The 13649-nt window shown below is 71.5% G+C and carries 13 protein-coding genes; 7 read left to right on the forward strand and 6 right to left on the reverse strand.

Features of this window, described 5'->3' with window-relative positions:
• Positions 1-160: 160 nt before the first annotated feature.
• The 6 genes from AB0937_RS06660 to AB0937_RS06685 form a co-directional block, all read right to left on the reverse strand.
• Entirely contained in the window at positions 161-1825 is a 1665-nt protein-coding gene (locus AB0937_RS06660; protein ID WP_366709933.1) for an allantoin permease, read from the reverse strand.
• A 153-nt stretch (positions 1826-1978) separates the two neighbouring features.
• Complete coding sequence (locus AB0937_RS06665) at positions 1979-3241, reverse strand: hypothetical protein (protein WP_366709935.1); 1263 nt, start codon at positions 3239-3241, stop codon at positions 1979-1981.
• A complete protein-coding gene (locus tag AB0937_RS06670) occupies positions 3238-4512 on the reverse strand; it encodes a bifunctional glycosyltransferase family 2/GtrA family protein (protein WP_366709937.1) in 1275 nt (424 codons plus the stop codon). The genes AB0937_RS06665 and AB0937_RS06670 overlap by 4 nt, the downstream gene beginning before the upstream one ends.
• A gap of 136 nt (positions 4513-4648) precedes the next feature.
• A complete protein-coding gene (locus AB0937_RS06675) occupies positions 4649-5170 on the reverse strand; it encodes a cellulase (protein WP_366709939.1) in 522 nt (173 codons plus the stop codon).
• A gap of 11 nt (positions 5171-5181) precedes the next feature.
• Positions 5182-5688: a SigE family RNA polymerase sigma factor gene (locus tag AB0937_RS06680; RefSeq protein WP_366709940.1), complete on the reverse strand. Its 507-nt coding sequence runs from the start codon at positions 5686-5688 to the stop codon at positions 5182-5184.
• 180 nt (positions 5689-5868) lie between these two features.
• Entirely contained in the window at positions 5869-6234 is a 366-nt protein-coding gene (locus tag AB0937_RS06685) for a DUF6479 family protein (protein ID WP_366709942.1), read from the reverse strand.
• Positions 6235-6353: 119 nt separating this feature from the next.
• Between AB0937_RS06685 and AB0937_RS06690 the strand changes: the two genes are divergently transcribed.
• From AB0937_RS06690 to AB0937_RS06720, 7 genes are all read left to right on the forward strand, one after another.
• Positions 6354-6728 (forward strand): ferredoxin, encoded by a 375-nt coding sequence (locus AB0937_RS06690; RefSeq protein WP_366709943.1) that lies wholly within the window; start codon positions 6354-6356, stop codon positions 6726-6728.
• A gap of 77 nt (positions 6729-6805) precedes the next feature.
• The gene (locus tag AB0937_RS06695; RefSeq protein ID WP_366709944.1) at positions 6806-7984 is read left to right on the forward strand and encodes an acyl-CoA dehydrogenase family protein; all 1179 of its coding nucleotides are present in this window, start codon (positions 6806-6808) and stop codon (positions 7982-7984) included.
• 149 nt (positions 7985-8133) lie between these two features.
• Positions 8134-8538, forward strand: a complete 405-nt coding sequence (locus tag AB0937_RS06700; RefSeq protein WP_366709946.1) for a fumarylacetoacetate hydrolase family protein — start codon at positions 8134-8136, stop codon at positions 8536-8538.
• 52 nt (positions 8539-8590) lie between these two features.
• Positions 8591-9463, forward strand: a complete 873-nt coding sequence (locus AB0937_RS06705; protein WP_366709947.1) for a universal stress protein — start codon at positions 8591-8593, stop codon at positions 9461-9463.
• Positions 9464-9548: 85 nt separating this feature from the next.
• A complete protein-coding gene (locus AB0937_RS06710; protein WP_366709949.1) occupies positions 9549-12317 on the forward strand; it encodes a cation-transporting P-type ATPase in 2769 nt (922 codons plus the stop codon).
• A complete protein-coding gene (locus tag AB0937_RS06715; protein ID WP_366709951.1) occupies positions 12314-12973 on the forward strand; it encodes a TrkA family potassium uptake protein in 660 nt (219 codons plus the stop codon). The genes AB0937_RS06710 and AB0937_RS06715 overlap by 4 nt, the downstream gene beginning before the upstream one ends.
• Complete coding sequence (locus AB0937_RS06720; RefSeq protein WP_366709953.1) at positions 12970-13629, forward strand: TrkA family potassium uptake protein; 660 nt, start codon at positions 12970-12972, stop codon at positions 13627-13629. The genes AB0937_RS06715 and AB0937_RS06720 overlap by 4 nt, the downstream gene beginning before the upstream one ends.
• Positions 13630-13649 lie beyond the last annotated feature (20 nt).

Consider the following 13649-nt stretch of genomic DNA (forward strand, 5'->3'; position numbering starts at 1 on the left):
TCATCCCCTTTCCGAACGTCGGCCCGATCAGCGCCTCCTGCAAGATCAGTATGCCGCCCGGGCCCCGGAGCCGCGCCCCGTCGGGTCCGGGGCCGCGCCTCCGAGACCGACTTGGTACCTGCTGTGGTGGGAGTGGCCGGCGGCCCTCCCGCCACGCGGGTCAGACCGTGGCGGGCAGGACGTGGTCGCCGACCTTGTCGGTGCTCAGGCACAGCGAACAGACGACCGCGTCGTGGGTCGGGCAGGCGGCCACATCGGGCCGCTCGAACTGCTGCCGGCACACATGGCACTCGTAGGCGACGGCGCTGGGGTTGCCGTCCTCGTCCAGCAGGGGCTCGGCGATGCCGTCGTCGGTGCGGCGCAGATAGTAGCGGCCCTTGGTGACCACGGCCATCAGCGGCGTGAGGACGAAGGCGATGACGGCCGCGGCGACGGGGGAGTAGGGCTGGAGCGTGTCGCCGAGGACGTGGAAGTACATCGCGATGGACAGCCCCGAGGCGGCGGCGAAGGCCACGACCCCGACGGGGTTGACGGCGTAGAGCATGCCGCGGCGGAACTCGGGGGCGTGCGGGGACAGCTTCAGCACGTACTTGTTGATGCCGATGTCGGTGGCCACGGTGACCACCCAGGCGATCGCGCAGTTCGAGTAGAAGCCCAGGATGCTGTTGAGGAAGCTGAACATGTCGGCCTCCATCAGGGCGAGCGCGAAGCCCAGGTTGACCAGGACGAAGACCATCCGGCCCGGGTAGCGCCGGGTGACCCGGGTGAAGGAGTTGGTCCAGGCGAGGGAACCGGAGTACGCGTTCGTCACGTTGATCTTGATCTGGCTGATGACGACCAGCACCACAGCCAGCGGCACGACGAGCCAGGACGGCATCATCGCGTCGAAGGCGCCCTTGAACTGCTGGATCGGCTCAGGCGCTGCGGAGCCGCCGACCTCGGCGATCACGTACACCGCGAGGAACACACCGATGGCCTGCTTCAGTGCCCCCAGCACGACCCATCCCGGGCCCGCCATCACCACGGCCGCCCACCAACTGCGCTTGTTCGCCTCGGTCTTGGGCGGCATGAAGCGCAGGTAGTCGATCTGCTCGCCGATCTGCGCGATCAGCGACAGGCACACGCCCGCGCCGAGCAGCACGGAGGCGGTGTCGATGCCGCCGTCCCCGTCGGTGCCCGCGTAGGCGAGGAAGCGGTCGACGGTACCCGGGTCGGTGGCGACCAGGTAGACCAGCGGGCCGACCATCAGCAGCAGCCAGATCGGTGTCGTCCACACCTGGAGCTTGCTCAGTGCCGTCATGCCGTAGATCACCAGGGGGATCACCATCAGCGTGGAGACCAAGTAGCCCAGCCAGAGCGGCAGTTGGAGGCCCAGCTTCAGGCCCTGCGCCATGATCGAGCCTTCCAGCGCGAAGAAGATGAAGGTGAAGCTGGCGAAGATGACGCTGGTGAGGACCGAGCCGAAGTAACCGAAGCCGGAGCCGCGGGTGATCAGGTCCAGGTCGATGTTGTAGCGGGCCCCGTAGTAGGCCAGCGGGAAGCCGGTCACGAAGATGACGACCGCGGCGACGGCGATCGCGAGGAGCGCGTTGCCGGTGCCGTGGGCCAGGCCGATGCCGGCCCCGATGGAGAAGTCGGCCATGTAGGCGATGCCGCCGAGCGCGGTCGTCGCCACGACCATCGGGGTCCAGCACCGGTAACTGCGCGGCGCGAAGCGGAGCGTGTAGTCCTCGAGGGTCTCCTTGACGGCCTGGTCCGTGCCCGGTACTGCCTGGGGTGCGGGTTCCGGCTCGGCCACTGCGGCCAGTCGCGGCTCGGCGCTCATGCCACGCCTCCTTGCTGCGGGTCGGGTACTGACAAGGCAGGCACGGTAGGCAGCGGTCATTACCCCTCAATACTTCCCGCGTGAAGGGAGTGTTTCCGAACTTCCCGCGTAAAGGGAGTGTTTCCGAGCCTTCTCACCCGGCACCGCCGGCTTCTACGGCACGCCCAGCACGAACAGCACGTACCCCGCGTACGACCCGGAGGTCAGCGCGGCCGTGCCGAGCACAGCGGCCAGGGACGGCCACTGGAGCCGGCGCATCGCGAGAGCCAGGGGGACGAACAGCGGGAAGAGCGGCAGCAGATAGCGCGAGACGTTGCCGAAGTACTGCTGGGTGGTCATCACCATGAGGTAGGAGAGCACCGTGTACACCACGAGCACGGCGGGCGGTCGCAGACGCGCCAGCAGCACGGTCAGCACCGGTACCACCAGCACCACGCAGAGGCCGATCACGTCCTCGAAGGGCATCGCGAAGAGGTAGTCGAAGTGGCCGACGGGGATGGACGTCAGCACGTTGAACGAGTGGACTCCCCAGTCGAACTTGTGCCCCCAGGCGCCGTCCTGGAGTTTGGAGTATCCGTTGATGTCGCCCATGCGGTAGTTGACCCAGGCGAGGTAGCCGAACAGACCCAGGGGCGCGATCGCCACGGCGGCCAGGGGACGGCGGACCCCGTCCGCACGCCGGCGCAGGGACAGCACCGCCGCGACGGCCAGGGCGGCGACCAGCGCCACCGCCGTGGGCCGGCAGAGCCCGGCCGCGCAGGTCAGCAGGCCGGCCGTGAGCCAGCGGCGGGTCATGACGGCGTGGCAGGCCCACGCGGCGAGAGCCGTGTACAGGGACTCCGAGTAGCCCGACCACTCCGTGCCCGAGCCGGGCCAGACCGCCCACAGCCCGGCCGCGACCAGCCCTGCCCGGTGGCCGCCGAGGCGCGCGGTGACGGCGTGGACGCCGAGCGCGGCGGCGAACGAGGCGATGACGGACACCGTCAGGCCGGCGCCGTACAGGCCGAGTCCGGTGCATTCCGAGACCAGCCGCATCAGGGCCGGGTACAGCGGGAAGAACGCCGCCGAGTTGCCCTCCAGCGTGATCATGCCCGTCGCGCCCGGGACCGGCTTCAGGGCCGGGTCGTACCCGTGCGCGGCGATCTGCTGGTACCACCAGCCGTCCCAGCTGGCCAGGACGTCCCAGGGGTGCTCGCCGCCGCCGAAGCGCGGGTTCTTCCTCCGGAAGTCGCCCGCCGCGTCCAGCAGATACATGAAGACGGCGAAGCCGGCCAGCTTCAGCACGCCGTACGTCAGCAGCACGGGCCCGTAGCGCCTGGCGGCGGCGCGCAGCCGCGGCCGGAACTCCCGCGAGCCGCGGGGAACCCGGTGCTCTTCGGCGAGTGAGGGCGGGCGGCGCAGCTGGACGGTGCTCATGGGGCGGAGGGTCCTGTCGTGCGGCGGGCCGGGAAGACCCAGGCCCGGAAGAGGAGGAAACGCAGCAGCGTCGCGGCCAGGTTGGCGACGATCAGGGTCACGAGCTCGACCCGGTGGCCGGTGTCCGGCGCGCTGTGGTGGAGGACGGCCAGCGAACCGCTCGTCAGGGCCAGCCCGACCAGGAACGTGGCGAGGCCCTTGAGGTGGTGGCGCAGTGCGCCGCCACGGCCCTGCACACCGAAGGTGAGCCGGCGGTTGGCCGCCGTGTTGGCGATCGCGCTGGCGAGCAGGGCGAGCGCGTTGGCGGCCTGCGCCCCCGCCGCCGGTCTGAGCACGCTGTACAGCAGCACGTAGCACAAGGTGCTGGCGGCACCGACGGCGGCGAAACGCACCACCTGCCGTGCCAGCCCCGTGGGCAGGTCCCCGGCGAGGTCGCCGCCGCTGCGGCGCAGTGCGGACAGCGGCAGCCTGCCGCGGGCCAGGGCCCCGCCCAGCCTGGCCATGCCGCGCAGATCCGCCAGCGCCGTGGAGAGGATGTGGACCCGGCTGTCGGGGTCGTCCACCCAGTCCACCGGCACCTCGTGGATGCGCAGGCCCGCGCGCTCCGCGATGACCAGCAACTCGGTGTCGAAGAACCACTCGCGGTCCTCCACCAGCGGCAGCAGCCGCTCGGCGACGTCCCGTCGTACCGCCTTGAATCCGCACTGCGCGTCGGAGAAGCCCACGGCGAGCGTGCCGCGCAGCAGCCCGTTGTAGCAGCGGGAGATGATCTCCCGCTTCGGGCCGCGCACCACCCGGGAGCCCCGGGCCAGCCGGGTGCCGATGGCGATGTCCGAGTGGCCCGAGATCAGCGGCGCGACCAGCGGCAGCAGCGCGGCGAGGTCGGTCGACAGGTCGGCGTCCAGATACGCGAGCACCGGGGCGGGGGAGCGGGACCACGCGGTGTGCAGCGCACGGCCCCGCCCCTTCTCCGCCAGCCGGATCCAGTGGGTGCCGGGCAGTTCCGCGGCCAGCCGCGCGGCGATCTGCGGGGTCCGGTCGGTGCTGGCGTTGTCGGCGATGGTGATGCGGAAGGCGTAGGGGAAGGTCTCGCCGAGGTGCGCGTGCAGGCGCCGGACGCAGGGTTCCAGGTCGTTCTCCTCGTTGTACACGGGAACGACCACGTCCAGGACGGGGTCCGGATGGTGCGCGGGCAGCGGCGCCCGGCGAGGCAGCGCGGACGGTTCGGGTACGGGGCGGTCGATCAGGGCCGGCCGCCGTGCGGTTCGCATGGCGTCTCACGGTCTCTTTCTGGTGCGCGGGCATGCCGGTGCACCGGTTCCGGGCATGCCGAAGGCGCCCGTGGCGGGTGGTGCGGTGAAGGATGCGGAGCGAGAAGCCCCCCGACGTGGAGGGCCGCTCAGGCGGCTACTCGGTGGAGGCCGATGCGGAGGGTTCCTCGGACTCCAGCGCCGACGGAGGGACGGTCGTCGGTGTCGGGGAGGGCGGTGGCGCGGGGGGCGTCGTGCCGGTCCGGCTCTCGGAGGCCGTGGCCGTCGGTGTGGGGTCGGGCGGCGGGGTCGTCGTCCCGGACGGTGTGATGCCGCCGGTGGTGGTCGCGGGCAGGGACGTCTCGGGCTGCAGGGTCGGGGTCGGGCTGGTCGCCGACGGCTCGGTCGTCGGCGTGCCGTCCGGTGAGGTCGTCGGGCTCGTCGCCGGCTGCGGCCGGGGATCGGCGGGCTGCGCGCGGGTGAGCATGCCGGGCAGAAAGGCCAGTCCGACGCTGAGCCCGGCCACCGCCACCGCCGAACCGCCCGCCTTCCACAGCATCTGCGACCGGCGGCGGGCCCGGATGCCCGCGTGCAGCCGCTGCCGGTGCGCGGGCTCGTAGGGGGTGTGCTCCCGGGTGTCGTGCATGAGCCGAGACAGGTCCCGCTCGAAGTCGTCCATCGGTTCTCCTTTCACCCCACGGGCCTGACGGTGTCGGACAGGATCTGGCGGAGCCGGGCGACTCCGCGTGACGCATGGGACCGGGCGGTGCCCACCGGGCAGCCCAGGGCCTGGGCGACCTGGGCCTCGGGCAGGTCCTCGCAATAGCGCAGCACCACCGCGGCGCGCTGCTTCGGCGGCAGCTGGGCCAGTGCCGCCTCCAGCCGCGAACGCTCGGCGACGGCGGACGACACGTCGCCCGGGTCGGCCCGGTCGGGCAGCTGGTCCACGGGGCGCTCGCCCCACCAGCGCCGCCGCGCCGAGCGGGCCGCCAGCCGCACCAGCACCGTCCGGGCGTATGCCTCCGGAGCCTGCTCGGCGACCTTCGGCCACGCGAACCACAACTTGACCAAGGCCTCCTGCACCAGATCCTCGGCCCGCTGCCGATCGCCCCCCGTGAGCAGACGCCCGACATGGAGCAGCGCCGACCAACGGGCGGCCGCGAAATCGTCGAAGCCGTCCGCCCGAAACTGCTCCATCCTCACCGTCCTGCGTCTCAGTGGCCCCCTACACCTCTCAAAAGACGCTGGCCCCCACCCCACGATGCACTCGAAACCTGTGATCCACCTCACCTCGGGCGGGGCGGGGCGGGTCAGGGCATGGGAAAGGGGCCTGTGCACCGGCACAGGCCCCTTTGCGGGTCCGCGGTCCTCCCGTGTTCAGCGGGCTCCGGGGCCGCCGCTGCCGAAGCCTCCGCTGCCGCCCTCGTTCCACCGCGGACGCTCCTGCGACGCGCTCGTCCGGTCGCTCATGTTGCCGTGTCCCTTCAGCTGGTGCGGGGTCAGACGCTCCTCGCTTCTCGGGACCTCCTCGGGCTCACGGCGCTCACTGGTCTCACGGACCGGGCCACCGGCGGGCAGCCGCGGCTGCTCGTCCGGGCGTGGTGTGGGAGGTTCCTTGCGCTTGACGCGCACGCCGAGGGCGAAGGCCCCCAGCAGCAGGGCCACGACCACCACGCCCGCCACGATCAGCCCGATGCCGACGGCGCCACGACCCGCGGCCATCTCCATCCATGCGCTATTCATGGCACGCGGGTACCCCTGGACCCCTCCGTGAACCTGCTGGACACGGGTGACCGCCGCACCGGGCGGAACTCCGGAGAACACCGGGTTTGGCAGGCGCCGACCGGGGCTACCCGCGCGGTGTGACTTCGACGACATCCCAGGAGGAGCTGTTCCGGTTCCTGGAGGACCGTTTCGCCTGTGCGCAGGCGTGCACGGAGTGCGCGCGGGCGTGCGCGCTGCGCGCCAGCCTCGTGGATCCCGACGGCACCGAGAACCAGGAACTCGTACGACGCAAGGGCATCATGTGCGCGGAGGTCTGCGACGCGACCTGCCGCGTGCTGTCCGAGCAGAACCAGGTGGACGAGAGCACCATCCGCGTCCAGGTGGAGTGGTGCAGGACCGTGTGCCTGGAGGCCGCCCACGTCTTCGACGGGCAGCCGGGAGCCGAGGACTCGGCGGCGGCGTGCCGGGCCTGCGCGCGGGCGTGCACGGATTTCCTCGCCACGCTCGAATGACCGACACCATTCCCAATTTCTGAAACACGTTCTACGGTGTGCGCCGACAGGACCGGTCTGGGGAGCCTGGAGGCGCCGTGCACCTCGAATACACGCCCGAGCAGCAGCGGCTGCGCACCGAACTGCGTTCCTACTTCGCCGAACTGGTCCCGGACCACGCGTACGCCCGGCACGGCGACCCGGTGGCCCAGAAGCGGTTCTACCGCGAGACCATCCGGCGGCTCGGTGCGGACGGCTGGCTGGGTGTGGGCTGGCCGAAGGAGTACGGCGGGCGCGGCCTGACGGCCATGGAACAGTTCATCTTCTTCGACGAGGCCGCCCAGGCCGGTGTCCCGCTGCCGCTCATGGCGCTGAACACCGTCGGGCCGACGATCATGCAGTACGGCACCGAGGAGCAGAAGGCGTACTTCCTGCCGAGGATCCTCGCGGGCGAGATCGACTTCGCCATCGGCTACAGCGAGCCCGGCGCCGGCACCGACCTCGCGTCCCTGCGCACGCGGGCCGTACGGGAGGGCGACCACTACGTCGTCGACGGCCAGAAGATCTGGACGACCAACGGCGACACGGCCGACTGGGTGTGGCTGGCCGTGCGCACCGACCCGGACGCGCCGCCGCACAAGGGCATCACCATGCTTCTGGTACCGACCACCGACCCGGGCTACTCCTGCACCCTGATCAACACCCTGGCCTCGCACGACACCACCGCCAGCTACTACGAGAACGTACGCGTCCCCGTCTCGCACCGGGTCGGCGCCGAGAACCAGGGCTGGCGGCTGATCACCAACCAGCTCAACCACGAGCGCGTGACCCTGGCCGCCCACGGCACCATGGCGATCCGCGCCCTGCACGACGTGCGGCGCTGGGCGCAGGAGACCAAGCTCGTCGACGGCCGCCGCGTCGCCGACCTGCCCTGGGTGCGCCGCCTGCTGGCCCGCACCCACGCCCGGCTGGACGCGCTGAAACTGCTCAACTGGCAAATGGTCGGCGCGGTCCAGGACGGCACCCTCACCCCCCAGGACGCCTCGGCGGTGAAGGTCTACGGCTCGGAGGCCCGGCGCGAGGCCTACGCCTGGCTCATGGAGATCGTCGCGGCCCCGGGGGCCCTGAAGGAGGGCTCGGCCGGTGCGGTCCTGCACGGCGAACTCGAACGCGGCTACCGCTCGGCCGTCATCTTCACCTTCGGCGGTGGCAACAACGAGATCCAGCGCGAGATCATCTCGTGGATCGGGCTGGGGATGCCGAGGGTGCGGCGCTGAACCTCCTGTGACGAGGACTTCTGGTCGGCACAGAGGAGCGATGGCCGGCACCTGGAGCACGGGTGTTTTCCGAGGTGCCGGCGCAGCACCTCGATGCATGTGACCGGGCCTCGTTCGATCGGTCCCGGCGGTACGGGGTCCCGGGGTTCATGCCGCTGCAGGTGGTGATCGGTGTTTGCTGCCGGGCGACGACCTGCCTCGTCGACGGGCACGTGACGCAGAAGGCGAACACTTCGGAACTGCTCTTCGACGTCGCCACCGCCCTCGCGCACGTCAGTACCGTCGTCACCCCGCGGCCCGGCGACCTGATCACGACGGGGCCCGCCCACTTCCGCTCCGAGCTGATCGCCTGGGGACGACCGGGAGCGGTCCGGGACGAGAGCTCCCCCGACCACGGCACGCAGACCGTCGTGAAGGACCGGCGCACCATCAGGTCACCTGGCACGAGGTCGGCGGGCAGTTCGCGGTCCCGGGCGACAAGGCCGGCCCGGCCGGTGCCACCAGGCCACGCGCCTGCGAAGCCGTGGCGTGGCGGCACCCGGCGGCAGGGGTGAGGCTGGAAGAACAGTGAATGGACGGGGCAGCGGGGAGACCCCTGGAGGTGCCATGACTGGTGCGGACCGGCGTCGGCCGATCGTGGTGGGCGTCGACCCCGACCCTTCGAAGCGGTCGGCGCTCGCCTGGGCCGCCGACGAGGCGGACCGACGTCACCTGCCGCTGCGGCTCGTCCACGCCCAGGGTGTGCCGACCGGCGGATACCGGTCGGGGGAGGCGAGGCCGTCCTGGGAGGAGTGGAACCGGGCGCTGCACGGGCTGGGTGATCAGGTTATCAAGGACGCGGTCGCCTTTGCCGAGTCCAGACGCCCGGCGGTGGAGGTGTCGACGCTGCTGGCGGAGGGAGAGCCGGCGTGGGTCCTGAGCGAGGAGGCTCGGGGCGCCGCCCTGGTCGTGGTGGGCTCCTGGCATCTGAGCAGGCGGCGCGAGATGTTCTCCTCCGCTTCTGTGGTCCTCCCGCTCACCGCCCACGCTCCTTGCCCGGTCGCGGTCCTGCCGGAGCCGGAGCACGTCACCCAGCAGCCCGCGTACTTCGTGGTCGGCGTCGACGGCAGTCCGCATTCGGCCGCGGCGGTGGATGTGGCGTTCGAGGAGGCTGCCCTGCGCGGAGCGCTCCTGCGGGCCCTGTACGTGTGGCATCCGCCGCTCCTCGGTGTCCTCGATGAGGAAGCCGCGGTACAGGAGTGCCGCCGGGTGCTCTCGGAGACGGTCGCGGGCCGCACCGCGACGCACCCGGAGGTGGAGCTGCACCACGAGGTCGTCCGCGGACACCCGGTGCAGGTTCTGACGGAAGCCTCGGAACACGCCCTTGGCCTGGTCGTGGGAACCAGGGGGCACGGAGGGTTCACCGGCATGCTGCTGGGCTCGGTGAGCCAGGGTGTATTGCACCACGCCCGCTGCCCCGTCATCACGGTCCCGGCGTGAGGCTGAGAACGGCCCTGGACCGGTCTCCCGGAAGGCCCAGTCCTCGCCGGCCGGCCCGTCACACGACGAGAGAGCGCCGCCGTTCATGAGCGGCGAACAGGCGAGCACGGATCCGCTGGTACTGGATCTCCCCGCTGGTGAGGTCTTCTCCGCGCTGGGGACCTCACGGCGCGGCCTGCCGGCTGCTCAGGCACGGGCCAGGCTGGAGAAGTACGGGTCCAACGAACTGCCGCGCGCCGGGCGCCGGGCCGTGTGGCGGCAGTTGGGTGCGCAGTTCACGGATCTCTTCGCGGTGGTGCTGATCGTCGCCTCGGGGATCACCTTCCTGGCGTACGGGCTGGAGGAGCCGCGTGACATCGGCACCTTCCAGCTTGCGGTGGCGATCCTGGGTGTCGTGCTGCTGAACGCCGCCATCGGCTTCGCCCAGGAATACTCGGCCGAACGAACGGCTCAGGCCCTGGAGGCGATGGTCCCCCACACCTGCCGGGTGCTGCGCGGCGGTGAACGGCTGGAGCTGCCCGCCCGGGAGCTGGTGCCGGGTGACGTGGTGGTGCTGGAGGCCGGGGACGCCGTGTCGGCGGACTGCCGGATGGTGGAGGCGCACGAGCTGGCGGTGAACAACGCGCCGCTGACCGGGGAGAGCAACGCCGTGGGCCGCACGGCCGATCCGGTGGCGGACGGGCCGCCGTTGGAGGCCCGCAACTGCGTGTTCATGGGGACCGACATCGTCGCCGGCTCCGGGCGGGCCGTGGTCTTCGCCACTGGTTCGGCGACCGAGTTCGGACGGATCTACCGGCTGGCCGCGGCCGCCCCGCGGCAGAAGACCCCGCTGCAGCTCCAGGTGGCCTCCATGGCGCGGCGGGTGGCGGGGGCGGCCCTGGCGATCGGTGCCCTGATGTTCGCCGTGCGGCTGCCCACCGGCGAATCCGCGGTGACCCTGTTCGTGTTCGCACTGGGTGTGATGGTGGCGCTCGTGCCGGAAGGGCTGCCGGCGACGCTGTCGGTGTCGCTGGCGATCGGCGTACGGCGCATGGCACGCCGCCATGCCCTGATCAAACAGCTGCTGGCAGTGGAGACGCTCGGGTCGACCACGGTCGTGTGCACCGACAAGACCGGAACGCTCACCCAGGCGGAGATGACCGTCACCCAAGTGTGGGCCGGAGGTGCGCCGCACCCGGTGAGCGGGGTGGGGTACGAGCCGAGCGGCGAGGTCGCCGACGTCACGCCGGTGCGCGAGCTGCTGAGGGTGGCGGGCCTGTGCTGCAACGCCCGGCTTGTTCCACCAACGGGCCCCCGGGAGCACTGGCGGGTGCTCGGCGACACCACGGAGGGAGCGCTGCTCGTCGTCGCGGCCAAGGCCGGTCTGGATCTGGGCGCGGAGGAGGCGGCGGCGCCGCGGGTGACGGAGTTCCCCTTCGACTCGGACCGCAAGCTGATGACCACGGTGCACAAGACCGGCGCGGGCTACCAGGCGTGCGTCAAGGGAGCGCCGGGAGAGCTGCTGGCGCGGTGCACCGACGTGGAGTGGGACGGGCGGCCTGGGCTGCTGACTGCGGCGGACCGGACGGCGGTCGTCGCGGCGGGTGACGCGCTGGCGTCGCAGGGGTTGCGCGTGCTGGCCGTCGCGCGGCAAGCGCTGGACGGGCCCCGCCCGGCACAGGAGGAGGCCGAGGCCGGGCTGACGCTGCTGGGACTGGTCGGCATGCTGGATCCGCCGCGTCCGGAGGTCACCGACGCGGTCGCCGCCTGCCGCCGGGCCGGCATCCGGGTCGTCATGGTCACCGGCGACCACCCGCTGACCGGGGAGGCCGTGGCCCGCCGGGTCGGGATCGTACTGCGGCCGGACCCGGTCGTGGTGACGGGCGCCCGGCTCGACGCGATGGACGACCAGGCGCTCGACTCGCTTCTCGCCGAGCCGTCCGAGCTGCTGCTGTGCCGGGTCAGCCCCGAGCACAAGATGCGCGTGGTCACCGCCTTCCAGCGGCGGGGCGAGGTGGTGGCGGTCACCGGGGACGGCGCGAACGACGCCCCGGCGCTCAAGCACGCGGACATCGGCGTGGCGATGGGCGCGTCGGGCACCGACGTCGCCCGGGAGGCGGCCTCGATGGTGCTGCTGGACGACTCGTTCGCGTCCATCGCTACGGCGGTACGGCTCGGCCGGGCGGTCTACCAGAACATCCGCAAGTTCCTCGTGTACCTCTTCAGTCACAACATCGGGGAGCTCATCCCCATCCTGGCGGCGACCTTCGCCGGATTCCCCCTGGTCCCCATCAGCGCGGTGCAGATCCTGGCGATCGACCTGGGATCCGATGTACTGCCCGCGCTGGCCCTGGGAGCGGAGCCACCCGAACCCGACGTGATGGACCGCCCGCCGCGCTCCCGACGTGCGCGGCTGTTCTCAGCCGCCGTGGTGGGACGGATTCTGTTCCTCGGCGGCATCCAGGCGGCCTGCGTGAGCGCCGTGTTCTTCTGGCACGTCGGATCCTCGGGCATCCCGTTCGACGACTTCACCAAGGACACTCTCGCCTACCAGGAGGCGGTCACCATGGTCCAGGCCGGGATCGTGCTCAGCCAGTTCTTCAACGCGCTCACCGTGCGCAGCGACCGCCAGAGCATCCTGAAAGTGGGACTGCTGACCAATCCCGCCCTGCTGGCGGCGGGCGGCTTCGGTGTCGCCGTCATGGTCGCGATCAGCTGTCTGCCGCCGCTGCAGGCCGTCTTCAACACCGCCCCGCTCGACGCCGCCGACTGGGCGGTCCTGGCCGGGCTGGGCACCCTGCCCCTGCTCGCGGACGAAGCCCGCAAGGCGTGGCTGCGCCGGCGCGCCGACCGCCCGAAGGGAGGCCCACGGTGAAGGTGATCGTCGTCGGCTGCGGACGGGTGGGCGCCACCCTCGCTGGTCTGCTCGCAGCGGAAGGGCACGACGTGCGGGTCGTCGACCGGCGTCCCAAAGCGGCCCGGCGGCTGCCCGACAGCACTCGCATCCGTTTCCACGAGGGCAACGGCTTCAGCCGCGCGGTGCTCCAGACCGCCGGGATCGAGCACGCGGACGCCTTCGTCGCCGTCACCTCGGGCGACAACAGCAACATCGTCAGCGCACGGACGGCGAAGGAGACCTACCGGGTGCCGATCGTCCTCGCCCGCATCTACGATCCCCGGCGTGCCGAGATCTACCGCGAACTCGGCATCCCCACCATCGCCAGCGTCCGCTGGACCGTGCACCAGATCCACCGGATGCTGCTGCACCGCCATCTGAGCCCCGAACTCAGCTTCGGCAACGGAGAGACCCTGCTCATCCGCTCCGATCTGCCCGACTACCTCGTAGGCCGGCGGCTGACCGAGTTCGACGTCGACGGCGAGATCCGCGTCGTCGAGGTCACCCGGGCGGGCCGTTCCCTGATCCCCGCGCACAGCACGTCCGCGCAGGCGGGCGACCTGGTCACCTTCGCCGTCGCCGCCACCGCGCTCGGCAGGCTGCGCGGCTTTCTCGACAAGGAGCTGGGGACGTGAACGTGCTCATCGCCGGAGCGGGACGCCTCGGCACCCAGATCGCCCAGGTGCTCTCCGCGGCCCGCAGCAAGGTCACGCTGATCGACAGCGACGACGACCGCGTGGCCGAACTTCAGGGCCGCATTCCGGGCGTGCTGCTGGTCGCCGGGGACGCGTGCGAACCGGCCCTCCTGGAACACGCCGGTGCGCTGACCGCCGACGTAGTCATCGCCACCACCGGGGACGACGAGGACAACCTCGTCATCAGCCTGCTCGCCAAACAGCAGTTCTCGGTGCCTCGCGTGGCCGCCCGCGTCAACGACGCCGACAACGCCTGGCTGTTCGACGCGCGATGGGGTGTCGACGTCGCCGTCCCCGCCGCCACCCCGCTGATCTCCCTCGTCGAGGAGGCCACCGGGGCCACCGACACGGTCGCCCTGCTGCGGCTCAGCAAGGCCGGCGTCGACGTCATCGAAACGGCGATCACGCCGCAGTCCAGTGCAATGGGCCGGGCCCTGGGCGAAATCCGACTGCCCGAAGGGACGGTTGTCGCCACGATCGTCCGCGACGGACAGCCCACCGTGCCGGATCCGGCGATCCGGCTGCGTGCCGGGGACGAACTCCTCCTCGTCTCGCACTCCGCGACCGAGCAGGAGATCCACGCGGCGTTCCAGTGAGCCGGGCCCGGAGGCGGAGT

The sequence above is a fragment of the Streptomyces sp. NPDC047880 genome (genome assembly GCF_040706515.1).
In the GTDB taxonomy this organism is placed as follows: domain Bacteria; phylum Actinomycetota; class Actinomycetes; order Streptomycetales; family Streptomycetaceae; genus Streptomyces.